This is a genomic window from Cupriavidus sp. H19C3, from assembly GCF_049393815.1.
Classification (GTDB): Bacteria; Pseudomonadota; Gammaproteobacteria; order Burkholderiales; family Burkholderiaceae; genus Cupriavidus.
This window is the reverse complement of sequence record NZ_CP184986.1, coordinates 410,195-436,524: the sequence shown is the minus strand read 5'-3', so window position 1 is coordinate 436,524 and position 26,330 is coordinate 410,195. Positions and strand designations below refer to the sequence as shown.

Sequence of the window (26,330 nt, the reverse complement as noted above, 5' to 3'; positions counted from 1 at the left end):
TGGGGGAAATGCGCGGAAGGCCGCGCGCGGGTTGGCACGGCCCCGCGCGCGGAGGTGAGCCGCTATCGGGATCCCGACGGCGGCGGTGGCACGGTCACTCGGCCTTGGCGCCCGAGTCTTTCACTACCTTCGCCCACTTGGCGATCTCGGAGCGCTGGTACGACGCCAGTTTCTCCGGCGTGCCAAGCACGGGGTCGAGGCCCAGCGTGGCGAGCTTCTGCCTGACGTCGGGCAACTCGAAGATGCGGTTCAGTTCGGCATTGAGCTTGCTCACCACCTCCTTGGGCGTACCGGCCGGGGCGAACACCGCGAACCACGATTCGGCTTCATAGCCGGGCAGCCCCTGCTCCGCGATGGTCGGAATATCGGGCGCCGACGACGAGCGTTTGGCACTCGTCACGCCCAGCGCGCGCAGCTTGCCTTCCTTCACCACCGGCAGTGCCGACGGCAGGTTGTCGAACATCATCGTGATATGGCCGCCCAGCAGGTCCGGAATCGCCATGGCGCGGCCCTTGTACGGCACGTGCGTGATCCTGGTGCCCGCCATGGTGTTGAACAGTTCGCCCGACACATGCAGCGAGGTGCCGACGCCCGGCGTGCCAAAGGTCAGCCCACCCGGCTTGCTCTTGGCCAGCGCGATCAGCTCCTGCACGTTCCTGGCCGGCACCGACGGATGCACCACCAGCACGTTCGGCGTCGAGGCCAGCAGGATCACCGGCACGAAGTCCTTGACCATGTCGTACGGCATCTTGCTGTAGAGCGCGCCGTTGATCGAATGTGTACCGACCGTGCCGAGTGCGAGCGTATAGCCGTCCGGCGCGGCATGCGCGACCGCTTCCGCGCCGATATTGCCGCCTGCGCCGGGCTTGTTGTCGACCACCACCGGCTGGCCCCACGACGGCGAGATCTTCTCCGAGAAGATGCGCGCGAGGATATCGGGCGCGCCGCCCGACGGAAAGCCGACCACCACGCGGATCGGCTTGGACGGATAGCTTTCCGCACGCGCGGCCGGCGGCGCCAGCGCGGCCACGGCGGCGACGCTGGCGAGCGCAGCGAGCATCCAGGTGCGGCGGAAAGGGTTCGATGTGGAACGCATGAGGGCTGTCTCCATTATTGTGTTGTGATGGTGCTGCCAGGTGCGTCGTCAGAGGCCGATGCCGCTGACGCCAAACTCCTTGCTGACCTGCTCCTGCAGCCGGCGCATGCCGCGCAGCCAGCGGTCGTAATCCTGTCCCTTGCGCCGATAATATTCGAGCACCTCGGCATGCGGCAGGATCAGAAAGCTTTCGTTCGCCACGCCTTCCAGCGTCTTGTCGGCAACGTACTCCGGCGTGACCGAGCCCGCCTGCAGGAATCCCTTGCGCTCGCCGTGCTCGCCAAACAGCATGCGCGTCTGCACACCCTGCGGGCAGATGCAGCTCACGCGGATGCCCCGATCGCCGTACGTGATCGACAGCCACTCGGCAAAGCCGATCGCTGCATGCTTGGTCACGGCATACGGTGCCGAACCGATCTGCGACAGCAGCCCCGCCGCCGAAACCGTATTGACGAAATACCCGTCGCCGCGCGCGAGCATCTGCGGCAACGCCGCCTGCGCCGCATGGATATGGGCCATCACGTTGATCTCCCAGATCCGCTGCCATTCGTCGGCGGTGGCCTCCAGCCCCTTGCGCAGGATGATGCCGGCGTTCGAGCAGAACACATCGACCTGCCCGAAGCGTTCGGTCGCGCGATCGACGAGGCCCTGTACCGCGGCGGCATCCGCCACGTCCACGCGCTGCGCGAATACATTGCACTGCGGCATGGCCGCGGCAGCCTCGGCGGCCACCTGGGCCGCGCCGGCCTCGTCGAGATCGGCCACCGCCACGCCGCGCGCGCCGGCCCGGGCAAACGCCAGAACCAGCGCGCGCCCGATCCCGGTAGCGCCTCCGGTCACGACGACTGTCTTGTTGCGAATCTCCATGCTGGTCTCCTTGCCATCATCGGTTTCGTTATGGATTGGCTTGACGGGGGTTTACGCGGGGTGGTGCCAGAGGCGGGTCTGCAGCGTCTCGGCCAGCTCGCGGATGCGCGGCCCCAGGTTGGTCTCCAGGATCTCCGGCGAGAGCCGCGTGGCGGCGCCCCCGATATTGATCGACAGCACCTCGCTGCCACCCGCAAGCCGCACCGGCGCGGCCACGCCGCTGACCGCGCGATCCCACTCGGCATGCGCCAGGCAGAAGCCGCGCCGCGCATGCTCGCGCAATGCCCGCTCCAGCTTGTTGCGCAGGCCCGGCCAGCGGGTGCCGTAATGCCGCTCGAGCTCGGCCATGACCGCGGCGCGCCGCCCCGGCGCCAGGCCGGCCAGCCACGCCCGCCCGATCGCGGACGTCGCCATCGGCAGCCGCGAGCCCGGCGTCAGCCGCATCACCAGTGCGCCGCGCGGCTGGCATGCTTCCAGGTACAGCATGTCGTGTCGATCCGGCGCGGCCAGCGCCACGGTGCAGCCGGTGGCAAAGGCGAGCGACTGCATCAGCGGCTGGGCGATATCGCGAATGCCGGCGCCGGACAGGTAGCGATGCGCAGGCAGCAGCGCACCCTGCCCCATGCGGTATTTCTCCTGCGCTTCGACATAGACGAGGTAGCCCAGGCTCGCCAGCGTGTAGGTCAGGCGCGATACCGTGGGCCGTGGAATGCCGGTACGGCGCGACAGCTCCGCATTGCCGAGAAAGTCGTCGCCGGGGCCGAATGCGCGCAGCAGCTCCAGCCCCCGCGCCAGTGCGCCCACGAAGTTGCGATCGGCCTCGTCGAGCGGATGCACGGTCTCGCCGGAGACCAGCGCCGCATCGACGGGCTGGGGAATCGAGGTAGTGCGTTTCATGCCAGCTTTGATATCAGGTTCCGGCGCATGGCAGACGGATATGTGGCAAGAACATGCCGGCTATCAACGCCAGACATGCCGCATCCCGTCGCGCGATGCGCGCGCCATACAACGCGATGCACTGTCCGCCACCACCGCCGCGCGCGCAAATCAGGGATAACACGGAGGCAAAAACGCGGGGCTGCGCGGGGGTATTTCGATACGCGGAATACTCTGGCATATCGCTTGACGCTTGCCAAACGGCTATGCAAAAGTCGGCCGAAAACGAACGACCGTGCTAGAACGGCGTCACGGGACGTGCAACGCCATGACCCCGCTCATGCGCTCGCACGTCATACGAGCAGCGCGAGCGCCGGCCCTCCGGGGACCGGTGCCGCAGCGAAGGAGACAACCGTGGCATTGTTTTTCCAGCAGTTCCTCAACGGGCTGACGCTCGGCGGCGTCTATAGCCTGGTCGCCCTCGGCCTCACGCTGGTCTACGGCATCCTGCACGTGCCCAATTTCGCGCACGGCGCGTTCTATATGGCCGGCGCCTACGTGTCGTACTTCCTCATGACATCGTATGGCGTGAACTACTGGCTCGCGATGCTGGCGGCGGCCTGCGTGGTGGCGGCGATGTCGATGCTGGCAGAGCGGCTGGTGTTCCATCCGCTGCGCAACGCGCCGGAGATCCACGACATGATCGCCGCCATCGGCATCCTGCTGTTCCTCGAAGCCGGCGCCCAGGCGCTGTGGGGCGCGGACTTCCATCGCATGCCCACGCCGTACGGCCAGATGGTGGAAGTGTTGGGCCTGACCGCGCCCATGCAGCGGCTGCTGATCATCGTGGCCGCCTTCGGGCTGATGGTGCTGCTGCACCTGTTCCTGACACGGACCGTCACGGGCTCGACCATCGTCGCGATGGCGCAGAACCGCGAAGGCGCCGCGCTGGTCGGCATCGATGCCACGCGCGTCACGCTGCTGGTGTTCGCCATCTCGGGCGCGCTGGCGGCCATTGCCGCCACGCTCTACGCGCCGATCAACCTGGTCTACCCGAGCATGGGCAACCTCGTCATCACCAAGGCGTTCGTCATTATCATCCTGGGCGGCATGGGCAGCATTCCGGGCGCCATTGTCGGCGGGCTGATCATCGGCATGGCGGAGAGCTTCGGCGGCTTCTATGTGTCCACCGACTACAAGGACATCATCGCCTTCCTGCTGCTGGTGGTGATCCTGTCCGTGCGGCCCCAGGGCCTGTTCGCCAGCAAGATGGCGTGAGGAGAGCGACATGAAAGCACTGCAAGGCAGGACCGGCTGGGCACTGCTGCTCGCGGCCGCGATCGCATTCCCGCTGGCGGTACCCAACAGCTACTTCCTGACCGTGATGACGCTGGCCTTCATCTACGCCATCGCCACGCTCGGCCTCAACCTGCTGACCGGCTACACCGGCCAGCTCAACCTGGCGCACGGCGGGTTCATGGCGATCGGCGCCTATGCGCTCGGCATCCTCACGGTCGACCACCAGGTGCCGTTCTGGCTTGCGTTCGCGCTGTCCGGCTGCATCTGCATGGCCCTCGGCGTGGTGATCGGCGCGGTCTCGTTGCGGCTCAAGGGGCATTACTTCTCGATCTTCACGATGTGCATCGGCTACATCATCTACCTGCTGATCGAGAAGTGGGAAGCGCTCACGCACGGCACGGTCGGCCTGATCGGCATTCCGGTGCCGGCATCGCTCGGCCCCATCGCGTTCGACAGCGTGCCTGCGCAGTACTACCTCGTGCTGTGCTTCCTCGTGCTGGGCACCTGGATCATGCACCGCATCGTTACCTCGCTGCTCGGCCGCAGTTTCATGGCGGTGCGCAACAGCGACATGCTGGCCGAGGCGCTCGGCATCAATCTCATGCGCACCAAGCTGCTGTCGTTCGTGCTGTCGGTCGGCTATGCCGGCTTCGCGGGCGCGCTGTACGCGGGACAGGTGCGCTTTCTGGGCCCCGATATCGCGCGTACCGACCTGACCTTCGACATGGTGATGGCGATGCTGGTCGGCGGCACCGGTACCCTGCTCGGGCCGCTGCTGGGCTCGGTCCTGGTGCCGTGGGTCACGCAGACGCTGCAGTTCCTGCAGGACTACCGCATGCTGGTGTTCGGACCGGTGCTGGTGCTGCTGATCATCTTCTTCCCCGACGGCATCGTCGGTTCGTTCGTCAAGCGCCAGGCGCGCCGCGCCGCCGCCCTGCGCCGTGGCCAGGGCACCGCCGCGCGACCGTTGCCGGCGGCGCCGGTTGCCACCCCGCACGCAGGAGCCGACCATGCTTGAAGTGCGCAACCTGACCCGCAAGTTTGGCGGCCTGACCGCGGTCGGCAATGTCTCGGTGACGTTCGAGCCGGGCCATATCAATGCCATCATCGGTCCCAACGGCGCGGGCAAGACCACCTTCTTCAACCTGATCGCCGGCACGCATGCGCCAACCTCGGGCGAGATCCGGTTCAAGGGCCGCAATGTGGCCGGGATGCGCGCGGACCAGATCGCGCGCCTGGGCGTGGCGCGCACGTTCCAGGCCACCTCGCTGTTCGACCGCGCCACGGTGCTGGATAACCTGATCGTCGGGCACCGGCTACGTACGCGCGCCGGCCTGGCCGATGTACTGTTCCACACGCGCCGGCTGCGCGACGAGGAAGCGCTGTGTCGCGCCAAGGCCGAGGAAGCGCTCGACTTTGTGGGCCTGTCCCACCTCGCGCACGAGCTGGCGGCCGATATCACACAGGAAGCGCGCAAGCGCGTGGCCTTCGCCCTGGCCTGGGCCACCGGGCCGGAACTGCTGCTGCTCGACGAGCCCGCCGGCGGCGTCAACCCGGAAGAAACCGTGGGCCTGGCCGAACTGATCCGCAAGATGGTGCGCCATGGCAAGACGGTCTGCCTGATCGAACACAAGATGGACATGATCATGCGCCTGGCCGACAAGATCATGGTGCTCAACTACGGCGAAAAAATCGCGGAGGGCACGCCGGCCGAGATCCAGCGCAATGCGCAGGTCATCGAAGCGTATCTGGGAGCCGACCATGTTGCAGCTTGAGCGCGTCTCGCTTTCCTACGGCAGCTTCCGCGCACTCGACGAGATCTCGCTCCACGCGGCGGCGGGCGAACTGGTGGTGCTGCTCGGCGCCAACGGTGCGGGCAAGAGCTCGATCTTCCTTGCCATGAGCGGCATCCACCGCACCAGCGGCGGCAGCATGCGCTTCGACGGGCGCGAGCTGGCGGGCATGAAGCCATCGCAGATCGTGCAGGCGGGCCTGGTGCACTGCCCGGAAGGCCGCAAGCTGTTTCCGGCCATGTCGGTGCAGAAGAACCTGACGCTCGGCGCCTATGTGCACCGGCGCGACGGCGCCGGCATCCGCCGCTCGCTCGACGAGGTCTACGCACTGTTCCCGATTCTCCAGCAGAAGCGCGACGATCCCGCCGGCTCGCTCTCGGGCGGCCAGCAGCAGATGGTCGCGCTCGGCCGCGCGCTGATGGGCCGGCCCCGCGCGCTGCTGCTCGACGAACCGTCGCTCGGCCTGGCGCCGCTCGTGGTCAGGCAGATGTTCGAGGTAATCCAGCGCATCAACCGCGCCGGCACCACGGTGCTGCTGGCGGAGCAGAACGCGTATGCCGCGCTCGGCATTGCCCATCGCGCGTACGTGATCGAGAGCGGCCGCATCGTCATGGAGGGCGATCGCGAGACGTTGTTGCGGGACGAAGGCATCAGGAAGGCTTACATCGGCGGGTAAGTGGTGGTTAGTGATGGGCAAATGGCGGGGACAGCCGGCCGGCGACGTGCCGGATGATCCGTGCCGCCGGACACATAACAGGAGACAAGACATGACCATGAAGACGATCCGTCTGGCCGCGGGAGCCATGGCGGTAATGCTGGCCACGTTGCCGGCGTTCGCGCAGGAAGTCGTCAAGCTCGGCTATACCGGTCCGCTCTCGGGCGGCGCGGCGCTGTATGGCAAGAACGTGCTGTCCGGCGTGCAGATGGCCGTCGACGAAATCAACGCCACCCAGCCGGAGATCGGCGGCAAGAAGGTCAGGTTCGAAGTGGTCGCGCTCGACGACAAGTACTCCCCCGCCGAGGCTGCCATCAATGCGCGCCGGCTGGTGCAGCAGCACAAGACGCCCGCGGTGTTCGTGCCGCACTCGGGCGGCATCTTCGCGCTCCAGGCCTTCAACGAGCAGGAGAAGTTCCTGGTCATGGCCTACTCCAGCGTGCCGCGCATCACCGATGCCGGCAACAAGCTGACGATTCGCATCCCGCCCGCCTACACCGGCTATATCGAGCCGTTCATCAAGGCGCAGATGAAGCGCTTTGGCAAGAACGTGGCGCTGGTGCCGGCCGACCACGACTATGCCAAGGCCTGGGTGCAGGCCTTCGTGCCGGCATGGGAAGGCGCGGGCGGCAAGGTGGTCGGCAACAACCCGATGTCGTACACCAAGGCCACCGACTTCTACACCGGCGTGTCGCGCGCGATTGCCGACAAGCCCGATGTGATGTTTATCGGCGGCCCGTCCGAGCCTACCGCGCTGGTGGTCAAGCAGGCGCGCGAACTCGGCTTCAAGGGCGGCTTCATCATCATGGACCAGGCCAAGATGGACGAGATGGCCAAGGTCACCAATGGCATGTCCATGCTCGAAGGCTCGATCGGCGTGATGCCGCTGGTCAACGACGCGCGGCCCGTCACGCAGGCTTACAACGCGCGCTATCGCAAGTTCCACGACGGGCGCGACGCCACCACCGAGATGTCGCTCAACTACACCGCCGTCTATGCGCTGGTGGGCGCCATGAAGCTGGCCAACACCACCACCGACGTCGGCGCCATTCGCGCGAAGATGGGCGATGCGTTCAAGGGCCTGCCCAGGGACGCCAACCCGAACGAGGTGGAAGGGCTCGACGCCAAGGGCGGCACGGTGGCCGATACCGTGGTTGGCTGGGTGCAGAACGGCAAGATCCAGCCGGTGCGGCTGTCGGAACTGGCGAAATGACGACCACGACGAAACCGTAGCGCGCGATACATCGACGGAGGGAAGACCGGCACCAGCCGGCGCTGTTGGGCAGTGAGCAGTGGGCAGTACCAAAAAAGAGAGAGAGAAGGGGATCGAGGGCGCCACGCGAGTGGCGCCCTCTTCTTTTTGCACCACCGCTGGGCAACGAAGGTGCAGTGAAAGTGCATTGAAAGCGAGTTGAAAGCAGATCGCAATGCTTTAACGCAAGATTGCCGAAATAGCATTCAAGGTGGTATTTCCGCACGCCGTAAACAGGGACACGTTTTATTGCGGACAAACCAACATGTTGAAAAATCTCTCCATTCGCGGTGGCCTGTCGATCGTGACGGCACTGTTTGTCGCCCTGGTGCTCGTGGTCGGCGCCTGTGCCTTCGTGGCGCTGCAACGCTCCAGCCATGCCCTCAACGCGATGTACGAGCAGGATATGGTCGCCATGACGGCGCTGGGCCGCAGCTCCGAAATGCTGCTGCGCTGCCGCTCGGCCAAGAACCGCTACCAGACCCTGACCACCGAAGGGCAGGACGCCGGCGCGGCCAGACAGCTTGCCGCTGCACGCGAATACTGTGCGGAATCGCAGAAGCAATGGGACGCCTTTGCCGCCGTGCCCGCCACCGGCGAAGGCAAGACGCTGCTCGACAACGCCAACGCGAAGCACAAGGCGATGATGGACCAAGGCATCATGCCCGAGTTCGGTGCGCTCGAAGCGAAGGACTTCGAGGGCTACACCCGTATCCAGCTCCAGTTCAGCAGCCCGCTCTACAAGCAGCTCGACGAACTGTCCCAGCCGCTGCAGCGCTATACGGCGGGCCGCGCGCAGGAGCGCTTTGCCGCCGCACAGCGCAGCGCGCGGATCGTCAATATCGTGCTGGCCGCGTGCGCGCTGCTGGCGCTGGTCATCAGCCTTGCCCTGCGCGCGGCGATGACGCGCCTGGTAGTCCAGCCGATCGCCACCATGGCCGACGACATGGGCCGTATCGCCGCCGGCGACCTGCGCATCTCGGCCCATGACTTCGGCAACAACGAAATCGGCAGGCTGCAGCAGGCGCTCACGCGCATGCAGGATCAGCTGTCCGCCACAGTGCGCAATATCCGCCGGTCCGCCGATACCATCACCGGCGCCGCGGGCGAGATTGCCAGCGGCAATATGGACCTGTCGGCGCGTACCGAGCAGCAGGCGGCCTCGCTCCAGCAAACCGCGGCCAGCATGGAGGAGATCAGCGGCACGGTAAAGCTCAACGCCGACAACGCCTCCCACGCCGCCGCGGTAGCCAGCGAGGCTTCGCACAAGGCCACGCAAGGCAGCGAAGTGGTGGGCCAGGTCATCTCCACCATGGAAGACATTTCACAGAGCTCCGCCAGGATTGCCGACATCATCGCCATCATCGAGGGCATCGCGTTCCAGACCAACATCCTGGCGCTCAACGCCGCCGTGGAAGCGGCACGGGCCGGCGAGCAGGGCCGCGGCTTTGCCGTGGTGGCCGGCGAGGTACGCAACCTCGCGCAGCGCTCCTCCACCGCGGCCAAGGAGATCAAGGAACTGATCGACAGCTCGGTGGCGCGCGTGCGCGCGGGCTCCGGCTACGTGCAGCAGGCCGGCGTGGCGATCAACGAAGTGACCGCGTCGGTGCACAACGTCACGCAGATCATGAGCGAGATCTCGACGGCGTCCGCCGAACAGAGCCGCGGCATCGGCCAGGTGGCCACGGCGGTCACGCAGATGGATGGCGTCACGCAGCAGAACGCCGCGCTGGTGGAAGAAGCGGCAGCGGCGGCACGCTCGCTCGACGAACAGGCGCGTCTGCTCAAGGAAGCGCTGGCCACGTTCATCATCGACGAAGCGCCGGCGGGCCCGCGCCGCATCGCGCTGAACGGCCCCGCGGCGCCGCTGCGGCGGCTTGCCGCCTGACGGCGAGCACTGGCAAGGGAGGTGACATCGACCAGGTCGGCGTCATCTTCCCTCCCTGGCCTGGCGGCAATCCCGCCCATGCCATGGTCACCATCGCGCCAGCGGCAAAGGCATCGCAACCGTTCCTGCTATTTCTTCGGCGCGGCCTGCTGTTGCTGCTTCTGCATGGCCTCCGCCACCTGGTGCTTCACGCGCTCGACGGCCTGGTCGATGGTAAAGCTGGCCGGCAACTGGCTCGGCGGATAATCGACGAAGGTCTGCAGGAAGTTGGCGGCGCGCCGGTTGCCTTCCAGCAGCACGTAGGGATTCTCGGTCTGAATCTGGAAGTACTGATTGGTCGGCCCCGTGTCGGCACGCTCGTAAGGATCCATGCGCAGATTGAAGTATTTGGGCGCGCGCAGGCACGTGAGCGGCTCCGCCCAGATCATGAACGAGCCCGGCGAGCGCTGCTCGCAGAACACGATCTTCCATGCGGTTGGGTTGACGGCGTCCTGCTGCATGACGTCGTAGCGCATGGCGACGAGCTCGCCGTCATCGTCGAAGTAGTAGAACTCGTTGCGCGCGCTCTTTTCCGACTGGCCGGTCAGCAGCGGCAACTGGTTGTAGCCGTCCAGATGCACCTTGAAGGTCTTGCCGCCGATGCCGGCGCCCTTCAGCAGACGATCCTTCACGTCGCCGTCGCCGGCGGCGGCCAGCAGCGTCGGAAACCAGTCGAGTCCCGAGAACAGGCCGTTCGACACCGAGCCCGGCGCAATGCGGCCAGGCCAGCGAATCATCGCGGGTACGCGGAACGCGCCCTCCCAGTTGGAGTCCTTCTCGCTGCGGAACGGGCTGTTGGCCGCGTCGGGCCACGAAAAGAAGTTCGGGCCGTTGTCGGTCGTGAAGATCACGATGGTGTTGTTGGCGATGCCGGCATCATCGAGCGTCTTGAGCAGCTTGCCGACGTTCTGGTCCATCTCCCACATGCCATCGGCATACTCGTTGCCGCGCCCCAGCCCGGCCTTGCCGCGATACTCGGGACGGACGTGCGTGAACACGTGCATGCGCGTGAAGTTCATCCACAGGAAGAACGGCTGGCTGGCCTGCGCCTGCTTCTGGATATACGAGATGGCCGCGCCAGTGGTCTCGTCGTCGATGGTCTCCATGCGCTTGCGGTTCAGCGGCCCGGTATCCTCGATCTTGCCGTCGGCGGTGGCACGCAGCACGCCGCGCGGATTGTAGAACTTGATGAAGTCCGGGTTGTCCTTGAACCAGTACGGCCGCTCGGGCTCCTCCTCGGCGTTCAGGTGATACAGGTTGCCGAAGAATTCGTCGAAGCCATGGCGCGTGGGCAGGAAGCGGTCCTGGTCGCCAAGGTGATTCTTGCCGAACTGCGCGGTGGCATAGCCAAGCGGCTTGAGCGCCTGCGCGATGGTGACGTCGCGATCCTGCAATCCCACCGGCGCACCGGGCAGGCCCACTTTCGACAGACCGGTGCGGAAGGTCGACTGGCCCGTGATGAAGGTGGAGCGGCCGGCGGTGCAGCTGTTCTCGGCGTAATAGTCCGTCAGCATCATGCCTTCGCGCGCGATCCGGTCGATGTTCGGCGTCTTGTAGCCGACCAGCCCGTGGCTATAGGCACTGAGGTTGGATTGCCCCACATCGTCGCCAAAGATCACGACGATGTTCGGCTTGCCGCCCTGCGTCCCGGACGACGACGCCGCCGGCACGCCTGGCGCGGCGGGCGCGCCATCGGCCGCGGCCGGCGGCGCCGTGGTAATCGGCGACGACGGTGCCATGCCCGATGTCGCCGGTGCCTGCGCCGCGGCGGGCGGCGACTGCGCCGGCGTCTTGCCTTCCTCCGCCTTCTTGCAGCCGGCCACCGCGACCAGTGCGATCAGGGCCAGCCGGCACGCCAGGCGTCCCTTCCCTGCCGGAGATCTTGTTCTTGCGAATGTCATGTTGGACTCCATCCTTTACTGCTATTGCCGCCCGCTCGCCGGGGCCTGCGCGAGTGGCAACTGTTTGCGCGCCTCCGCCCACCGGCTGTCGTCCATGACGAGCCGGAAGCCCACATGCGACATGCTCGTATAGGGATCGGTGCCGCGCCGCGCACTGGGTCGATAACTGAGGCAGAAATCCTCATTGCATAGAAACGACCCGCCGCGCGTGACACGCTTGGGCGCTGCCACGGGAACACCGGGCTCGGTCGGGTCCCACGAATCGGTGGGCCCCGTCGGGTTCTCGGGCAGCGCTCCTTTGACGGCCTCGCGCCGGAACTGGTCGGCGCGATACCAGTCGGCCACCCATTGCCACGCGTTGCCCGTCATGTCGTAAAGGCCATAACCGTTGGCCGGGAAGGTGCCGACCGCACTGGTGCCAAGCGCGCCACCGGCCTTGGCGCTGACGCTCGGAAAGTCCTGCCGGTACTGGCCCTCCCAGACGTTGGCCATCTGGCGCCCGGCCGGCGCGAACTGATCGCCCCAGGTATAGGTGGCCTGCTCCAGGCCGCCGCGTGCCGCGAATTCCCATTCGGCTTCGGTCGGCAGACGCTTGCCGGCCCACCTGGCGTAGGCCTGCGCATCCTCGTACGAGACCTGCACCACGGGATGGTCGTCCTTGCCTTCGATGGTGCTGTCCGGCCCGGTGGGATGACGCCAGTCGGCGCCCGGTACATAGCGCCACCAGCGCCAGTATTCGCGCAGCGAGGTCGGTCCTTCGGTGCCCACGAACACCATCGCGCCCGGGACCAGTGCACTGTCGGGCGGACGCGGTGTGCCCGGCGGCAGCTGGACCTGCATGGTTTCCCAGTCGGGCGGACGCTCGGCGGTGGTGCGATAACCGGTGGCTTGCACAAAGCGGCGGAACTCGGCATTGGTGACGTGATGCCGGTCCATCCAGAACCCGTGCACGCGCACCTTGTGGGCGGGCCGCTCGTTGGCCTGGGCAAGCTTGTGATCGCTGCCCATGAGAAATTCCCCGCCGGGAATATGGACCATGCCGAGAGGTCCGCCGACGCCGTCACCGACCGTTATGCGTGGCGACGCGTGGGGTGACGCGTCAATGCCGCCGGTCGTGTACCGCAGGTACCAATATGATGCCGCGGCACCGCTCGCTCCCATGCCGATCACCACTGTCAGCAACCCGGCCCAGCGCCGCCAGGCGACTCGCTTCTGATGCATCCTGATATCCTCTCCGGCCCATCACGCGTGGGCATCGCGTCAAGTATGTGGCGCGGAGGGGGCACAGCGGAATGCAAAGTTTTCGTCGGCGGATCTGAACGATTTCGGTGCTTTGCCAACTTCGATGTCTGGTTGACGAATATCTTTCTGGTCGGAAACGCTATGGTCCGAATGCGCTGAAACGTGACGCGAGGAATTCGACGAACAGGCGAATGCGCGAGGACAACTGATGCCTTGGCTGGTACACGGCATAGATATTCGCCTCGGGCGTCGCGTATTGCGGCAACACCTGTACCAGGCGTCCGCTGCGCAGATAGCGCCGTACGTCCCACTCGGCGCGCATCACGATGCCGTGCCCCTGCAGCGCCCAGTTGACCGCGATCTCGCCATCGTTGGTGGTGAGGTTGCCGCGCACGTGAATCGCCTCGGCTCCCGGCTTGTGCCCCGCCTTCTTTCCCTTGAGCGGGGTCAGGCGCCAGATGCCATAGGCATCGCTGCCCTGGCGAATGCCGATGCAGTTGTGCCGCAGCAGGTCGGACGGCGTCGCGGGCTCGCCGTGCTCGCGCAGATAGCGCGGCGAGGCACACAGCAACCGTCGGTTGGGCGCAAGCTGGCGGGCAACGATGCGGGCATCGCGTGGCTCGCCAAAGCGTACGCAGACGTCGAAGGCATCGTCGGTCAGCGGGGGCGGATCCGCCGACAGCTGCAACTGGACATCGACATGCGGATACGCACGGCTGTACTCGGCGATGACCGGCGCCACATGCATGCGGCCAAAGCCGAGCGTGGCGTTGACGCGCAGCAGCCCGCTCGGGCGGCCCTTGGCACTGGTGAGCAACTGCTCCAGATCGTCGATCTCGCCAAGGATGCGGCGCGCGTGTTCGAGGAACACCTCGCCTTCCGGCGTCAGGCTCATGCGGCGCGTGGTGCGGACCACCAGCGGCATGCCGATGCGTGCCTCCATCTGGGCCAGGCGCTTGCTCACCGCCGCGGTCGTCACGCCCAGGTCGCGCGCCGCCGCGCTCAGGCTGCCAGCGGTGGCCAGGGCCGCAAAGAAGCCGAGCTCGGCGGGCTGGATGGCGCTGGGAGTGGCCATGGCATTGTTAATCTGAAGTTGAAGATGGTTTAACTTTAGCCGCGATCCAGAACCTCGTCCACGCTCGAGAATTTCCTGCACGCATGGATAGCGTGAGCACCAGGAGAGAGCAAGGATGAAGACGTACAAGATCGCGACCATTCCCGGCGACGGCATCGGCAAGGAAGTGGTGCCGGCCGGACGCGAAGTCATGGAGGCGCTGACGGCCACGGGGGCGGGCTTCCAGTTCGCGTTCGAGAATTTCGACTGGGGCGGCGACTACTACCGCAAGCATGGCGCGATGATGCCCGAGAACGGTCTCGACGCACTGCGCGACAAGGACGCCATCCTGTTCGGCTCTGCCGGCGATGCCCGCATTCCCGACCACATCACGCTCTGGGGCCTGCGCCTCAAGATCTGCCAGGGCCTCGACCAGTACGCCAACGTGCGTCCGACCCGCATCCTGCCCGGCATCGATGGCCCCCTCAAGCGCTGCGCGCCGGGCGACCTCGACTGGGTGATCGTGCGCGAGAACTCGGAAGGCGAGTACTCCGGCGTGGGTGGCCGGGTGCACCAGGGCCATCCGATCGAAGTGGCGACCGATGTCTCGATGATGACGCGTGCCGGCGTCGAGCGCATCCTGCGCTTTGCATTCCGCCTGGCCCAGTCGCGCCCGCGCAAGCTGCTGACCGTGATCACCAAGTCCAACGCACAGCGCCACGCCATGGTGATGTGGGACGAAGTGGCCGTCCAGGTGGCGAAGGAATTCCCCGACGTGACGTGGGACAAGGAGCTCGTCGACGCCGCGACCGCGCGCATGGTCAATCGTCCGCGCTCGCTCGACACCATCGTCGCCACCAACCTGCACGCCGACATTCTCAGCGATCTGGCGGCGGCGCTTGCCGGCAGCCTCGGCATCGCGCCGACCGGCAATATCGATCCGGAGCGCCGCTACCCGTCGATGTTCGAGCCGATCCACGGTTCGGCATTCGACATCATGGGCAAGGGCCTCGCCAATCCGGTCGGCACGTTCTGGTCGGTGGTCATGCTGCTCGAACACCTCGGCGAAGCGGCCGCCGCGCAACGCCTGATGGCCGCCATCGAAGCCGTGACCGCCAATCCGGCACTGCATACCGGCGACCTCGGCGGCAAAGCCACTACCGTACAGGTCACGCGCGCCGTGTGCGATCTGCTCGCCAGCGGCGCACAGGCCCGCGCGGCCTGAGCCGGCACGCACCGTTCGAGAAGCCACCCATGGCTTCAGTGGGCACGCGGCATCCCGGTGCCGCGTGCCCACAGCAATGCGCCGCACCTCAGGTGCGGCGCCTGGCCATCCAGCGGTCCATAGAGATCGGGCCCATCACAACAGGAGACAACCATGCGTACCCTTCCCGCCTTGCGGCTGGCCGCCGGACTTGCCGCACTCGCGTTCGGCCTGTCGGCGCCCTCCGTCGGCCATGCCGACGACGCGCAGCCCTGGCCCGCCAGGCCGCTCACGCTGATCGTGCCGTTTCCCACGGGCGGTACCACGGACGTGCTCGCGCGCGCCATCGGCGACCAGTTGTCGAAGAACCTGGGCCAGCCGGTCGTGGTGGAGAATCGTCCGGGCGCGGGCGCCACGGTCGGCGCCGACTATGTCGCCAAGGCCAGGCCCGATGGCTACACGCTGCTGATGGGGGCGGTGCACCACACCATCGCCACCAGCGTCTACAGGAAGCTGCCGTACAGCTTCCAGAAGGACCTTGCGCCGATCGCCACCATCGCCACCGTGCCGAACGTGCTGGTGGTCAATGCCGAGCGTACGCCGGCGCGAAACGTGGCGGAGCTGGTGGCGCTGGCGAAGCAGGCGCCAACCGAATTTTCGTTCGGCTCCAACGGCAACGGTACCGCGCAGCACCTGATCGGCACACAGTTCCAGGCCGAGACCGGCATCAGGCTGCTGCACGTGCCCTACAAGGGCAGCGGCCCGCTGACCACCGACCTGCTCGGCGGCCAGGTCACGATGTCGTTCGACACGCTCACGCCGGTACTGCCCCATATCAGGTCGGGCAAGCTGCGCGCGCTGGCGGTGACCACGGCCAGGCGTTCGAGCGTGCTGCCCGATGTGCCGACCATGGAGGAAGCGGGACTCAGGCACTTCGATATCGGGACGTGGCTCGGCATCCTGGCACCCGCGGCCACGCCCAGGCCGGTGGTCGCACGCCTGGGCACGGAGATCACCAGAATCGTGACCTCGCAGGACTTCCGGCAGCGCATGCTCGCGGTGGGCGCGGAGCCGATGGCCAGCACGCCCGCGGAGTTCGCGCGGCGCATCGACGACGAGACCGCCAAGTTTGCCCGGCTGGTCAAGGAAGGCAACGTCACCATCGAGTGAGCGCGTGGATGGGGGTCATGTCGGTTCCGCGACCAGGCCCGGCGAACCCGGCCGGCAACCGGACCGGGGGACGGCCAGGCGTGCGCGATTCCATGCTATAAACATCGCCGCACGCTTTCACCCTGCCCGCGCCATCATGACCCGCGACGATCCCGCCCACCTTCCGTCCAACCTTCCGTCCAGCCTGCCATCCCAGCCCGCTATCCCCGGCGCGGCCCCGGCCGACGCCCGGAGTCCGCTCCAGGCGGCCTTCCTGAAACATGCCTCGTCCCTCGCCCCGCCCGGGCGCGCGCCCGGCGAAGCCGACGGCACGGTCTACCGCACCTTGCTGGAATCGACCAAGGCGATTCCGTGGCGCATCGAGTGGGCCACCATGACGTTCACCTATATCGGGCCGCAGATCGAGACACTGCTCGGCTGGGAGCCTGGTAGCTGGAAGACCGTCAACGACTGGGCCGAGCGCATTCATCCGGACGACCGTGCCGCCGTGGTCGACTTCTGCGTGGCGCAATCGCAGGCCGGCGCCGACCACGAGGCCGACTACCGCGCGCTGACCCGCGACGGCGGCTACGTCTGGATGCGCGACGTGGTGCACGTGGTGCGCGACGACAACGGCGTGCAGGCGCTGGTCGGCTTCATGTTCGACATCAGCGAGCGCAAACGCATGGAAGAGCAGCTCGCCCAGGCACGGAGCGAGCTGGAACGCCTGTCCTTTACCGATGGCCTGACCGCGGTCGGCAACCGGCGTATGTTCGACCAGGTCATGGCGCGCGCGTGGGCCGCCGCCGACAGGCAGCGGGGACCGTTGTCGGTGATCCTCGCGGACATCGATTTCTTCAAGTCCTACAACGACTACTACGGCCACCTGCAGGGCGACGACTGCCTGCGACGCGTGGCCGCCGTGCTGGCGGAAGCGGCCGGGCCCGAGGCCTTCCTCGGCCGCTTTGGTGGCGAGGAGTTCGTGCTCGTGCTCGCCAATACCGACGCCGAAGCCGCGGTACGCATGGCCGAACGGTGTCGGGACCTGCTTGCCCGGGCCGCCATTCCCCATATCCGTTCGCCATACCAGCAGTGCGTGACCATGAGCTTTGGCGTGGGGACCACCGTGCCGAACGATCGCGGCGATATTGCGACGTTCATGAACCTGATCGACGCGCAGCTGTATCACGCCAAGGACAACGGCCGCAATCGCATCGCGGCCGTGGACCGCACCGGCATGCAGGGCGAAGCGTTCCGCTCGCACTCGCGCTGAGACGCGCGCGCGGCAGCTCAGGCCGCCGCGCGCATCGTATCGAGTTCCGCCATGACCTCCGGCGGCAGCGCCAATCGCGCGGCCGCGAGGTTCTCGCGCAAGTGCGCCACCGACGCCGTACCCGGGATCGGCAGCACGTTCGGCGCGCGATGCAGTAGCCACGCCAGCGCGACCTGGCGCGGCGTCGCCTGCAGCCGGCGCGCCACGCGGTCCATCGTCTCCGACTGGATCGGCGTGAACCCGCCCAGCGGAAAAAACGGCACGTACGCAATACCGTGCGCGGCCAGTTCGTCCACCAGCGCATCGTCGTCGCGCTGCGCGACGTTGTACAGGTTCTGCACGCACACGATCTCGGTGATGCGACGCGCCTCGGCCACCTGCGCGGCAGTCACGTTGCTGAGGCCGACATGCCGGATCAGCCCGGCCTGCCGCAGCTCGGCCAGCGTCGTGACCTGCGGCTCGATCGAGCCTTCCGCCGGAAGATGGACATTGCCGAAGATGCGCGCGTTGACCACGTCGAGCACGTCGAGCCCGAGGTTGCGCAGGTTGTCGTGCACGGCGCGGCGCAGATCCGCCGGTTCTCCCGCCGGCAGCCAGGCACCGGCATGGTCGCGCACGGCACCGACCTTCGTCACCAGCGCAAGGTCACCCGGGTACGGATGCAGCGCCTCCCGGATCAGCTGGTTGGTAATGTGCGGGCCGTAGAAGTCGCTGGTGTCGATATGGTTGACGCCGGCGGCGACAGCTTCCCTGAGAACCTGCAACGCCCCCGCGCGGTTGGCGGGCGGGCCGAACACACCGGGCCCGGCAAGTTGCATGGCGCCGTATCCCATGCGGTTGACGGTACGGCCGGCAAACTCGAAGGTGCTGGCAAAGCGAGGCATCGAATCGCTCCTGTTCTGAGTACAGGCGCCAGTCTGAGCAAGATTGCGTTGTTTGATAAGCCAGCCTAAAGTTGACGGGTTGTTTATCGAAATAAACAGTCCCGGGAGCCCGACAGCCCATGCAAGTGAACGATCTCGCGGTGAACGACCTGGCCGCCTTTGTCGCGGTGGCGCGTGCCGGCGGCTTTCGCGATGCCGCACGCAGCGGCGGCGTCTCGCCGGCGAGTCTCAGCGTGGCCGTGCGCCGGCTGGAGACACGGCTCGGCCTGCGCCTGCTCAATCGCACCACCCGTAGCGTGGCCCCGACGGAGGCGGGCCAACGCCTGCTCGACCGGCTGGGACCGCTGTTCGGGGAGATGGAAGCCGCGCTCGATGCGCTCAATGCGTTTCGCGACAAGCCCAGTGGCACGCTGCGGCTCAATGTGCCGGCCGGCGTGGCGCGCATCGTACTGCCGCGCATCCTGGCGTCATTCCTGCAGACGTATCCGGATATCCGCGTGGAAGTGGTGGTGGAGGACAGCTTTGTCGATGTGCTGGCGGCCGGCTGCGATGCCGGCATCCGTTACGACGACCGTCTTGCGCAGGACATGATCGCGGTACCGATCGGCCCGCGTACGCAGCGCTTTGCCACCGCCGCCGCGCCGGTCTATCTGCAGGCGCGCGGCAAGCCGCGCCATCCGCGCGATCTGCTGAAGCATGCGTGTCTGCGCGGCCAGTTTGCCGGCGGAGCCATGCCCACGTGGGATTTCGAACGTCAGGGGGAGATCGTGCGGGTCGACCCGCCGGCACCGCTGGTGGTGCGCCCCGGCATGGCCATCGACCTGGCCATCAGCAGCGCGGTCGCCGGGCTCGGCGTGGTGCACTTCTATGAGGAGGGGCTGCGCGCGCAGCTGGACAGCGGCGCGCTCGTGCCGGTGCTGCAACCGTGGTGGCAGCGCTTCTCCGGCCCGTTTCTCTACTATCCGGGGCGCCGGCACGTGCCCAGCCCGCTGCGCGCCTTCGTCGACTTCGTGAAGGCGCGCCCCGAGGGCTGAGCACCAGGAGCGCGTAGCCGGCTTACTCGTTCACCGCGAGTTCCGTGGACGGAACCTCGATGGCGGATTTGCGACCGGCATGGCTGCGCCACGCCGACCAGGTCACGCCGATCAGCAGCAGGGCCGAGCACACCACGAAGGTACAGCTGATCGGACGCTGCAGGAACACCATCATGTCGCCACGCGAGAGCAGCAGCGCGCGACGGAAGTTCTCTTCCACCATCGGTCCCAGCACAAAGCCGAGCAGGATCGGGGCCACCGAGAATTCCAGGTAAATCAGCAGCGCGCCGATCAGGCCAAAGGCCAGCACTTCCCAGATCTGGAACAGGCTGCTCTGCGTACTGAACACGCCCACCGCGATAAAGAACATCGCCGACGGGAACAGATAGCGGTATGGCACCTGCAGCAGCTTGACCCACACGCCGATCATCGGCACGTTCAGAACCATCAGCAGCACGTTACCGATCCAGAAGCTCGCGATCAGGCCCCAGAAGATGTCCGGGTGGTCGCTGATCAGCTGCGGACCCGGCGTGATGCCCTGGATCATCAGCGCACCCAGGATCAGTGCCATCACTGCGTCGCCCGGAATGCCGAGACTCATGGTGGGAATAAAGTCCACCTGCGTCTTGGAGTGCGAGGACGCTTCCGGCGAAGCCACGCCCGCAATCATGCCGGTACCGAATTTCTCGGGCGTCTTGGAGATCTTGCGCTCCAGCGCATAGGCCACGAAGGTCGTGATGGTCGGACCGGTACCGGGCATGGCACCGAACAGCGTACCCACGCCGGTGCCGCGTACCATCGGCCAGAACGCCTCCTTCAGCTCGGCCAGGCTCGGCCGCATATCGCGGATGCGCAGCTTGGTCTTGCTGGTCACCGTGGTCATGCGGTTGACGTTGAGGATAAAGTCCGCCACGCCGAACAGGCCCATCGCGATGGCCACCAGTTCCAGGCCGTCGCTGAGTTCGGGAATGTCCATGGCAAAGCGGAACGTGCCGGTGTTGACGTCCGTGCCGACCACCCCGCACAGCAGGCCGAACAGCGTCATGGCCACGCCCTTCAGCGGCGAGCCACGCGACATGGTGGAACCCGCCAGCAGGCCCAGCAGCATGATCGAGAAGATCTCCGCCGGACCGAACTTGAACGCGATTTCCGTCAGCAGCGGCGAGGCGAAGATCATCACGAGAATGCCGACCGAGGCGGCAAAGAACGAACAGATCATCGTGATGCCGAGGGCCGTGCCGCCCTTGCCGGCGCGCGTCATCGGATAGCCATCGAGACACGTCACCGCATGCGGAGGATGCGACGGCAGGTTCAGCAGGATGGCGCCGATGGCGCCGCCGTATTGCGAGCCATAGAAGATGCCAGCCAGCATCAGGATGGCGGGCACCGGATGCATGACGTACGTCAGCGGCAACAGGATCGAGATGGCGGACAGCGCGCCCATGCCGGGCAACACCCCGATCAGGTTGCCCACCAGCACGCCGAAGAATGACCACATCAGGTTGGTGCCCTGGAAGGCCACACCAAACCCGAACCAGAGATCGTGCAAAGCACTGGAAACCATGATGCCTATGCCCCCCAGGTAAACAACGGCAATTGCAGTTCGAGCGCCCACCGGAACACCACCGCCGCCACCACGCACATGGCGATCGCCAGTGCCAGCGCCTGCTTGATGGTGTTGGTGCGGTCGCCAAGCGCGGAAATGAAGACGATGGCAAAGGTGGCGGGAATCATGCCGCCGTACTCGCCGAGCAGCAGGAACGCGAGCACGCCCAGCACGATGCACACGGTGCCGCGCAGGTCGGGCGCGCCCTGGGCATGGCCATGGCCCGCGGCCGGCTTGGCATCCTGCGGATTGTCATTGCGCGCGGAGAACGCGATGAGAACGCCGACGAACGCCAGCAGGGCCCCTACCGAGACCGGGAAGAAGCCCGGACCCATATGGCTCAGCGTGCCGGTGTGGTAGCGCATGCCGGCGAAGACTGCCGCCAGCCCCACCAGCGTCATCAGCGCGCCGCCGTAGTAATCCTTCTTGAAACGAGTGCCTGTACTCACGGGAATGCCCTCCTGGGGTGACCTGCAGTCAGGGGGGCTGCGACGCGGTTCGCCAGCGGATGGCGAACGCCGAAGCTTACGTCGGAGAGTCGACGGGTCATGGGGTCTCCTGCATTTCTGAATACCCCGATAGCCGCAATGGCCGCCCGGGGTCAACGAAATCTACAGGGCCGTTCTTCCAATCGCCTTACTGATAACTTGCGCCTAGCTTTCAATTTATATCACGTTGTGATCTATCGGAGGCAGGACGCAGGGAACTAGGTGAAATCCCTAGTGGGTAGCGTAGGCCGGCGGCCTTTCAAAAGGTTTACAGCGACGCGTGCGGCGCGGATCGACGTTGCCGCGGCACGACGCCCGCGTCGGGACCGCCCGGCGGGGTGGCCGACACTATGGTGCAGAGGTCCGCCCGAGGTCCCCCACCATCGCCGCCAGGCTCGGCGGCACGGGGGTGAGCGCGCCGGCCAGCGCCGCGCGGTAGGGCAGACGTTGCGAGGCGCGCAGCCGCGCGATCTTGCGTGCAAGTTCGGGCGTCTGCGCCGACAGCCGCTCGATCAGCGCGTGCCGGGACGCGTCGAGTCCGCCGTCCACATAGGCCAGCAGATCGCCGTCGTCGATGATCGGTGCGGGATTCATCTGCGGCCTGTGCGGGATCGCCCCTAACTCCGGTAGCGCGGCGCGGTGCCGTCCGCAATCTGCCTGGCAATGGCCTCCAGATCCAGGCCTTGCGTATTGCCGAGCAGGGCATAGCCGAGCCTGGCCCGCCGCCAGGTCATGACGCGCATCGCGTCGACCTGGCTGGCGGTCACGCCCTGGTCGTCCTTGGGCTCGGCCAGGATACACAGCGAGACTGGTGCACCTTCCCTGGGCAGGTACACGATCTGCACCAGCGCCTTGTTGCGGAAACGCAGGCGCGCCACGGACTTGAGCTCAAGTCCGGCGGCACTCAGGTCCGGCACCTGGAAGTCGAGCTTGTCCTGGTCGCGGGCGTCGTCGACAAAGCGCGCCAGCGTCTGCTGGTCGACATCGGGCACATAGGCCACGCTGTCCCGGGTATAGAGCTGCTGGTACTCCATCGCGGCCTTGACCCACGGCGACAGTTGATTGCCCGCCACGGTGACCGGCGGTGCGGCCGGTCCTCCGGGAGTACCGGGCAGGCCGCCCCGGATCACCAGACCAGCGCCAAACGCGCCGGCCATGCAAGCCGCCGCCAGCCTACGGGCACACCCCGACGCCGCGCGCGGGCGGCCTCCAGGCTGGTGACATTGGCCGGCGCCGGCGCCGGCGCCCCGGGAGCGGGTTCGGCAACAGCGGCCGGTGCGGGCACTGCCGTCGGCGCGGTCGTGGCCGCACCGGCGCCAGGCATCGTCCCGGCACGGCGGCTGGCGATCAGCGCATCGACGCTTCGCACCAGCGACTCCGGCACGGGCGGCAGCGGCTGGGCGGCAAACGCACCGGCATAGTCGAGCTTCGAGGCTTCCAGCGCGGCCACCAGCGCGGCGGCATCGGGGTCGCGCGCCACCAGCGCCTCCACCTCGGCGCGCTGCGCGGGCGGCAGTTCGCCATCCACGTAGGCCATCAGCAAAGTTTCGTCGATAGTCATGCGATCGAGTCCTTACTGTTGGCGGCGCCGGGCGAGGCCCTGCCGGTCGCGGCAAATGCGCTGTCGGCGGGAGTGCCCGCGCGGGCACCGGCCCCGGCGCCAAAATGCGCGCCAATGGCCTGTCGCGCGCGCGACAGACGGCTCATGACCGTGCCGATGGGCACGCCGATCGCTTCCGCTGTCTCCTGATAACTGAGTCCTTCCACCGCGACGAGCAACATCACGGCGCGCTGGGCTTCGGGCAGCCGCCTGAACGCATCGACGATCTGCCCGTGCATGGCCTGCTCCTCCGGCGTGCGGCCGGCCGGGTCGGCGACATTCTCGACGAACTGGTCATCCCATTCCATGCTGGCGCGACTACGCACGCTACGCGCGCGCACCTCGTTGATCCACACCGAATGGATGATGGAAAACATCCAGCTCAGTGGGGCCGAACCTGGCTGCAACTGATCCGCGCGCTCAAGCGCCCTTACACAGGCGCGTTGCACCAGGTCTTCCGCATCATGCTTGTCTCCGGTGAGACGCAGCGCGAAAGCCCAGAGCCTTGGCAGCATCTCAGGCAGCATGTCCGGTAATTGGTCACCGGTCATCGACGTGAATTCTCCCTGCAATCCAGACGCATCCGCGCGCGTGGCATGCCAGCCGCGCCGATGGAAATTGACCGGCGCAGCATAGCATGAACGCTGCGGCAAATAATCGCATGCGGCACGCCCGACGACAGGCGCGCGCGCCCCACGCCTGTCCGGGAATGCCATCAAAACCGCCAGATGCGCGGTCTTCCCCTGCCAGACAGCGGAAAGCGGAGTTTTATTCCATCGTGCGCATAAAAATTTGCGGTTGCGGCGCCGTTGCCAATTCGCACGATGCGCACCGCCCAACGGGCGTCATGCGCGGGCCGGCATGCCGGAACAAAAAAAGCGTGGAATAAGTACCTGTGGTCGAGCGTTATCCGGACATACGTTCTTCCATCCGGGTCTCCCATGAAATCCTCCATGCCATCCGTCCCCGCTTCCGCCCGCCGTGCCACGCTGCATGACGAAGTCCGCAAGTACACGCGCGTCGCCATGTTGCTGCACTGGGTCATCGCGTTGCTGATGATCGCCAATGTCCTGCTTGCGCAGGCCGCGTCCAGCCTGCCCGACGGTGTGCTATCGGACGACGCGCTGCGCGTCATCATCGACCTGCACAAGTCCATCGGCATCACCGTGCTGGGCCTCTCGATCATGCGCGCGATCTGGCGCGCGACGCACCGGCCGCCGGCGCTCTCGCCATGGTTCCACGGCTGGGAACGCATGGCCGCGCACTGCGTGCACATGGGGCTGTACGTGCTGATCTTTCTCATGCCGCTCTCCGGCTGGATGCACGACTCGGCGTGGGTCGCGGCGGCATCGCACCCGATGTCCCTGTACGGCCTGGTGCCGTGGCCACGCCTCGGCTTCATCCTGCATCTCGCGCCGGACCTCAAGGAGCAACTGCACACATGGTTCGGCACGCTGCATGCCGCCTGCGGCTATGCGCTCTACCTGCTGCTGGGGCTGCATGTGCTGGGGGCGCTCAAGCACCAATGGATCGACAGGCAATCCGTGCTGTCGCGGATGCTGCCGTGAAGGAGGCCCACCCCATGGTGCATCTCAAGCTTGTCGGTCACTGTCGTCAATACGCGCTGGAGCTGGCGCGCATGCATTCGTCGTCACGCCTTGCGCCGCCGCGTACGCCCTGGACCAGCATCGCGATCCACCTCGTCGTGTTCCTCCTGTGGGGCCTGCTGTTTGGCCGCGCGTTCTTTCTCGATGGCATGGCCGCATGGTCCATCGGCATGGCGTATATCGCCTACGACACCCTGCTGCTCGCCCTTGTCGCATGGAAGGCGCGCGCACTGCTGCGACCCGCGCCGCACGAGCAGGCACACCTGGTGCTGAAGCTGCCGACGCTCGGCGTGATTGTCGCCGCCCACAACGAGGCCGCCGCGTTACCCGTGACGCTCGATGCGTTGTTCCGCCAGACTCGCGTACCCGACCAGATCGTGATTGCCGACGATGGCTCGACCGACGGCACGGCCGCCCTGCTGACCTCGCGCTACGGGCTGGCCCAGCCCGCCGATTGCAGGCTGAGCGCGCCGTCGACGCGCTACCCTAACCTGCGCTGGCTACGCGTTCCCCACGGCGGCAAGGCCGCGGCATTGAACGCGGCACTGGTGAAACTGCGCACCGAAGCGGTCATGACCGTCGATGCCGACACGTTGCTGGAGAACGGCGCTTGCGAGGCGATGGCCCAGGCATTCGCGCGCGCGCCGCGCCTGGTTGCCGCCACCGGCCTGCTGACACCGGTCTGCGGCCGCACGCTCGGCGGGCGCTTCTTCCAGTGGTTCCAGACCTACGAGTACATCCGCAACTTCATCTCGCGCTTTGCGTGGATGCGGATGGACAGCCTGCTGCTGGTCTCGGGCGCGTTTGCCTGCTATCGGCGTCAGCCGGTGGTGGACGTGGGGGGCTTTGATCCGCAGTGCCTGGTCGAGGACTACGAGCTGATCCATCGCCTGCGCCGCCACTCGGCCATGCGCGGGCTCGACTGGGATGTGCAGGTAATCGGCGCCGCGCGCGCCACCACCGATGCGCCGGGCACGCTGCCGGCCTTCCTGCGGCAACGGCGACGCTGGTTTGCCGGCTTTCTGCAAACCCAGTACTGGTATCGCGAAATGACCGGCAATCGCCGCTACGGCAAGCTTGGCCTGCTGATGCTGCCGGTGAAGGCATTCGACACCATGCAGCCGATCTATGGCGTGACCGCGTTCCTGCTGCTGACGACGTTCCTGCTGCACGGCAAGTTCACGATCGCGTTACCGGCGCTCGCCATCATCGCCGGCAAGATCGCGCTCGACCTGGCCTTCCACTTCTGGTCGCTCCATCTGTATCGGCGCTGGAGCGGCGATACCCGCAACACCGGCTTTGCGATGGCGTTGGTGGCGTCGGTGCTGGAACCGTTTTCGTTCCAGCTGATGCGCCACAGCGGCGCCGCCATCGGCTGGCTGCACTTCCTGTGTCGACGGCACCAGTGGGGCATGCAGCCACGCACCGGCATCGTGCGCGAGCGCTCGGAGGCATAAGTGCTG

The 26,330-nt window shown here is 66.6% G+C and carries 25 protein-coding genes; 12 read left to right on the top strand and 13 right to left on the bottom strand.

Going from position 1 to position 26,330, the window contains the following annotated elements; translation table 11 throughout:
* Positions 1-94 precede the first annotated feature (94 nt).
* From DFLDMN_RS21490 to DFLDMN_RS21480, 3 genes are read right to left on the bottom strand one after another with little or no spacing between them, the layout of a single operon-like run.
* Positions 95-1,096, bottom strand: coding sequence for a tripartite tricarboxylate transporter substrate binding protein (locus DFLDMN_RS21490; RefSeq protein ID WP_423199891.1), 1,002 nt, complete (start codon positions 1,094-1,096; stop codon positions 95-97).
* A 48-nt stretch (positions 1,097-1,144) separates the two neighbouring features.
* Complete coding sequence (locus DFLDMN_RS21485; RefSeq protein ID WP_423199890.1) at positions 1,145-1,963, bottom strand: SDR family oxidoreductase; 819 nt, start codon at positions 1,961-1,963, stop codon at positions 1,145-1,147.
* Positions 1,964-2,014: 51 nt separating this feature from the next.
* Positions 2,015-2,860, bottom strand: coding sequence for an IclR family transcriptional regulator (locus tag DFLDMN_RS21480; protein WP_423199889.1), 846 nt, complete (start codon positions 2,858-2,860; stop codon positions 2,015-2,017).
* Between the two features lie 393 nt (positions 2,861-3,253).
* On the opposite strand from DFLDMN_RS21480, the gene DFLDMN_RS21475 reads away from it, so the two are divergent.
* From DFLDMN_RS21475 to DFLDMN_RS21450, 6 genes are all read left to right on the top strand, one after another.
* Entirely contained in the window at positions 3,254-4,117 is an 864-nt protein-coding gene (locus tag DFLDMN_RS21475) for a branched-chain amino acid ABC transporter permease (RefSeq protein WP_423199888.1), read from the top strand.
* A 10-nt stretch (positions 4,118-4,127) separates the two neighbouring features.
* Positions 4,128-5,156, top strand: coding sequence for a branched-chain amino acid ABC transporter permease (locus DFLDMN_RS21470; protein ID WP_423199887.1), 1,029 nt, complete (start codon positions 4,128-4,130; stop codon positions 5,154-5,156).
* Positions 5,149-5,913 (top strand): ABC transporter ATP-binding protein, encoded by a 765-nt coding sequence (locus tag DFLDMN_RS21465; RefSeq protein ID WP_423199886.1) that lies wholly within the window; start codon positions 5,149-5,151, stop codon positions 5,911-5,913. Before DFLDMN_RS21470 ends, DFLDMN_RS21465 begins: the two co-directional genes overlap by 8 nt.
* Positions 5,900-6,607, top strand: a complete 708-nt coding sequence (locus DFLDMN_RS21460) for an ABC transporter ATP-binding protein (protein ID WP_423199885.1) — start codon at positions 5,900-5,902, stop codon at positions 6,605-6,607. Before DFLDMN_RS21465 ends, DFLDMN_RS21460 begins: the two co-directional genes overlap by 14 nt.
* Positions 6,608-6,698: 91 nt before the next feature.
* Complete coding sequence (locus DFLDMN_RS21455; protein ID WP_423199884.1) at positions 6,699-7,859, top strand: ABC transporter substrate-binding protein; 1,161 nt, start codon at positions 6,699-6,701, stop codon at positions 7,857-7,859.
* A 304-nt stretch (positions 7,860-8,163) separates the two neighbouring features.
* The gene (locus tag DFLDMN_RS21450) at positions 8,164-9,786 is read left to right on the top strand and encodes a methyl-accepting chemotaxis protein (RefSeq protein ID WP_423199883.1); all 1,623 of its coding nucleotides are present in this window, start codon (positions 8,164-8,166) and stop codon (positions 9,784-9,786) included.
* A 128-nt stretch (positions 9,787-9,914) separates the two neighbouring features.
* Here DFLDMN_RS21450 and DFLDMN_RS21445 read toward each other — a convergent pair whose 3' ends face one another.
* The 3 genes from DFLDMN_RS21445 to DFLDMN_RS21435 form a co-directional block, all read right to left on the bottom strand.
* Positions 9,915-11,564, bottom strand: coding sequence for an arylsulfatase (locus DFLDMN_RS21445; protein ID WP_423200531.1), 1,650 nt, complete (start codon positions 11,562-11,564; stop codon positions 9,915-9,917).
* Positions 11,565-11,747: 183 nt separating this feature from the next.
* The gene (locus DFLDMN_RS21440) at positions 11,748-12,947 is read right to left on the bottom strand and encodes a formylglycine-generating enzyme family protein (protein WP_423199882.1); all 1,200 of its coding nucleotides are present in this window, start codon (positions 12,945-12,947) and stop codon (positions 11,748-11,750) included.
* Between the two features lie 160 nt (positions 12,948-13,107).
* Complete coding sequence (locus DFLDMN_RS21435; RefSeq protein WP_423199881.1) at positions 13,108-14,043, bottom strand: LysR family transcriptional regulator; 936 nt, start codon at positions 14,041-14,043, stop codon at positions 13,108-13,110.
* A 115-nt stretch (positions 14,044-14,158) separates the two neighbouring features.
* Between DFLDMN_RS21435 and DFLDMN_RS21430 the strand changes: the two genes are divergently transcribed.
* The 3 genes from DFLDMN_RS21430 (at position 14,159) to DFLDMN_RS21420 (ending at position 17,648) form a co-directional block, all read left to right on the top strand.
* Complete coding sequence (locus tag DFLDMN_RS21430; RefSeq protein ID WP_423199880.1) at positions 14,159-15,247, top strand: tartrate dehydrogenase; 1,089 nt, start codon at positions 14,159-14,161, stop codon at positions 15,245-15,247.
* A 153-nt stretch (positions 15,248-15,400) separates the two neighbouring features.
* Entirely contained in the window at positions 15,401-16,396 is a 996-nt protein-coding gene (locus tag DFLDMN_RS21425) for a tripartite tricarboxylate transporter substrate binding protein (RefSeq protein ID WP_423199879.1), read from the top strand.
* Between the two features lie 136 nt (positions 16,397-16,532).
* Positions 16,533-17,648, top strand: coding sequence for a sensor domain-containing diguanylate cyclase (locus DFLDMN_RS21420; RefSeq protein WP_423199878.1), 1,116 nt, complete (start codon positions 16,533-16,535; stop codon positions 17,646-17,648).
* A gap of 17 nt (positions 17,649-17,665) precedes the next feature.
* Here the strand turns inward: DFLDMN_RS21420 and DFLDMN_RS21415 are convergent, their stop codons facing one another.
* Complete coding sequence (locus tag DFLDMN_RS21415) at positions 17,666-18,532, bottom strand: aldo/keto reductase family oxidoreductase (protein WP_423199877.1); 867 nt, start codon at positions 18,530-18,532, stop codon at positions 17,666-17,668.
* A gap of 119 nt (positions 18,533-18,651) precedes the next feature.
* Here DFLDMN_RS21415 and DFLDMN_RS21410 point away from each other — a divergent pair, with 119 nt between their 5' ends.
* Positions 18,652-19,566, top strand: a complete 915-nt coding sequence (locus DFLDMN_RS21410; protein ID WP_423199876.1) for a LysR family transcriptional regulator — start codon at positions 18,652-18,654, stop codon at positions 19,564-19,566.
* Between the two features lie 22 nt (positions 19,567-19,588).
* Here the strand turns inward: DFLDMN_RS21410 and DFLDMN_RS21405 are convergent, their stop codons facing one another.
* The 6 genes from DFLDMN_RS21405 to DFLDMN_RS21380 form a co-directional block, all read right to left on the bottom strand.
* A complete protein-coding gene (locus DFLDMN_RS21405) occupies positions 19,589-21,130 on the bottom strand; it encodes a tripartite tricarboxylate transporter permease (protein ID WP_423199875.1) in 1,542 nt (513 codons plus the stop codon).
* A gap of 5 nt (positions 21,131-21,135) precedes the next feature.
* A complete protein-coding gene (locus tag DFLDMN_RS21400) occupies positions 21,136-21,573 on the bottom strand; it encodes a tripartite tricarboxylate transporter TctB family protein (protein ID WP_423200530.1) in 438 nt (145 codons plus the stop codon).
* Between the two features lie 435 nt (positions 21,574-22,008).
* Entirely contained in the window at positions 22,009-22,254 is a 246-nt protein-coding gene (locus tag DFLDMN_RS21395; protein WP_423199874.1) for a hypothetical protein, read from the bottom strand.
* Positions 22,255-22,277: 23 nt separating this feature from the next.
* Entirely contained in the window at positions 22,278-22,817 is a 540-nt protein-coding gene (locus DFLDMN_RS21390) for a hypothetical protein (protein ID WP_423199873.1), read from the bottom strand.
* The gene (locus DFLDMN_RS21385) at positions 22,787-23,221 is read right to left on the bottom strand and encodes an anti-sigma factor family protein (protein WP_423199872.1); all 435 of its coding nucleotides are present in this window, start codon (positions 23,219-23,221) and stop codon (positions 22,787-22,789) included. The genes DFLDMN_RS21390 and DFLDMN_RS21385 overlap by 31 nt, the downstream gene beginning before the upstream one ends.
* The gene (locus tag DFLDMN_RS21380; protein ID WP_423200529.1) at positions 23,218-23,811 is read right to left on the bottom strand and encodes an RNA polymerase sigma factor; all 594 of its coding nucleotides are present in this window, start codon (positions 23,809-23,811) and stop codon (positions 23,218-23,220) included. Before DFLDMN_RS21380 ends, DFLDMN_RS21385 begins: the two co-directional genes overlap by 4 nt.
* 402 nt (positions 23,812-24,213) lie before the next feature.
* Here DFLDMN_RS21380 and DFLDMN_RS21375 point away from each other — a divergent pair, with 402 nt between their 5' ends.
* Together DFLDMN_RS21375 and DFLDMN_RS21370 are read left to right on the top strand one after the other, a co-directional pair.
* On the top strand, positions 24,214-24,828 hold the full coding sequence (locus tag DFLDMN_RS21375) for a cytochrome b (RefSeq protein WP_423199871.1): 615 nt from the start codon (positions 24,214-24,216) through the stop codon (positions 24,826-24,828).
* Positions 24,829-24,842: 14 nt separating this feature from the next.
* Positions 24,843-26,324 (top strand): glycosyltransferase family 2 protein, encoded by a 1,482-nt coding sequence (locus DFLDMN_RS21370; RefSeq protein ID WP_423199870.1) that lies wholly within the window; start codon positions 24,843-24,845, stop codon positions 26,322-26,324.
* The last annotated feature ends 6 nt before the right edge of the window (positions 26,325-26,330 follow it).

What these genes read in the sequence shown, in the direction of transcription:
- DFLDMN_RS21490 (WP_423199891.1), bottom strand. Translation starts at nt 1,096, where the DNA reads ATGCGTTCCACATCGAACCCTTTCCGCCGCACCTGGATGCTCGCTGCG.
- DFLDMN_RS21485 (WP_423199890.1), bottom strand. Translation starts at nt 1,963, where the DNA reads ATGGAGATTCGCAACAAGACAGTCGTCGTGACCGGAGGCGCTACCGGG.
- DFLDMN_RS21480 (WP_423199889.1), bottom strand. Translation starts at nt 2,860, where the DNA reads ATGAAACGCACTACCTCGATTCCCCAGCCCGTCGATGCGGCGCTGGTC.
- DFLDMN_RS21470 (WP_423199887.1), top strand. Translation starts at nt 4,128, where the DNA reads ATGAAAGCACTGCAAGGCAGGACCGGCTGGGCACTGCTGCTCGCGGCC.
- DFLDMN_RS21465 (WP_423199886.1), top strand. Translation starts at nt 5,149, where the DNA reads ATGCTTGAAGTGCGCAACCTGACCCGCAAGTTTGGCGGCCTGACCGCG.
- DFLDMN_RS21460 (WP_423199885.1), top strand. Translation starts at nt 5,900, where the DNA reads ATGTTGCAGCTTGAGCGCGTCTCGCTTTCCTACGGCAGCTTCCGCGCA.
- DFLDMN_RS21455 (WP_423199884.1), top strand. Translation starts at nt 6,699, where the DNA reads ATGACCATGAAGACGATCCGTCTGGCCGCGGGAGCCATGGCGGTAATG.
- DFLDMN_RS21450 (WP_423199883.1), top strand. Translation starts at nt 8,164, where the DNA reads ATGTTGAAAAATCTCTCCATTCGCGGTGGCCTGTCGATCGTGACGGCA.
- DFLDMN_RS21445 (WP_423200531.1), bottom strand. Translation starts at nt 11,564, where the DNA reads ATGGCACCGTCGTCGCCGATTACCACGGCGCCGCCGGCCGCGGCCGAT.
- DFLDMN_RS21440 (WP_423199882.1), bottom strand. Translation starts at nt 12,947, where the DNA reads ATGCATCAGAAGCGAGTCGCCTGGCGGCGCTGGGCCGGGTTGCTGACA.
- DFLDMN_RS21435 (WP_423199881.1), bottom strand. Translation starts at nt 14,043, where the DNA reads ATGGCCACTCCCAGCGCCATCCAGCCCGCCGAGCTCGGCTTCTTTGCG.
- DFLDMN_RS21430 (WP_423199880.1), top strand. Translation starts at nt 14,159, where the DNA reads ATGAAGACGTACAAGATCGCGACCATTCCCGGCGACGGCATCGGCAAG.
- DFLDMN_RS21425 (WP_423199879.1), top strand. Translation starts at nt 15,401, where the DNA reads ATGCGTACCCTTCCCGCCTTGCGGCTGGCCGCCGGACTTGCCGCACTC.
- DFLDMN_RS21420 (WP_423199878.1), top strand. Translation starts at nt 16,533, where the DNA reads ATGACCCGCGACGATCCCGCCCACCTTCCGTCCAACCTTCCGTCCAGC.
- DFLDMN_RS21415 (WP_423199877.1), bottom strand. Translation starts at nt 18,532, where the DNA reads ATGCCTCGCTTTGCCAGCACCTTCGAGTTTGCCGGCCGTACCGTCAAC.
- DFLDMN_RS21410 (WP_423199876.1), top strand. Translation starts at nt 18,652, where the DNA reads ATGCAAGTGAACGATCTCGCGGTGAACGACCTGGCCGCCTTTGTCGCG.
- DFLDMN_RS21405 (WP_423199875.1), bottom strand. Translation starts at nt 21,130, where the DNA reads ATGGTTTCCAGTGCTTTGCACGATCTCTGGTTCGGGTTTGGTGTGGCC.
- DFLDMN_RS21400 (WP_423200530.1), bottom strand. Translation starts at nt 21,573, where the DNA reads ATGACGCTGGTGGGGCTGGCGGCAGTCTTCGCCGGCATGCGCTACCAC.
- DFLDMN_RS21395 (WP_423199874.1), bottom strand. Translation starts at nt 22,254, where the DNA reads ATGAATCCCGCACCGATCATCGACGACGGCGATCTGCTGGCCTATGTG.
- DFLDMN_RS21390 (WP_423199873.1), bottom strand. Translation starts at nt 22,817, where the DNA reads ATGGCCGGCGCGTTTGGCGCTGGTCTGGTGATCCGGGGCGGCCTGCCC.
- DFLDMN_RS21385 (WP_423199872.1), bottom strand. Translation starts at nt 23,221, where the DNA reads ATGACTATCGACGAAACTTTGCTGATGGCCTACGTGGATGGCGAACTG.
- DFLDMN_RS21380 (WP_423200529.1), bottom strand. Translation starts at nt 23,811, where the DNA reads ATGACCGGTGACCAATTACCGGACATGCTGCCTGAGATGCTGCCAAGG.
- DFLDMN_RS21375 (WP_423199871.1), top strand. Translation starts at nt 24,214, where the DNA reads ATGCCATCCGTCCCCGCTTCCGCCCGCCGTGCCACGCTGCATGACGAA.
- DFLDMN_RS21370 (WP_423199870.1), top strand. Translation starts at nt 24,843, where the DNA reads ATGGTGCATCTCAAGCTTGTCGGTCACTGTCGTCAATACGCGCTGGAG.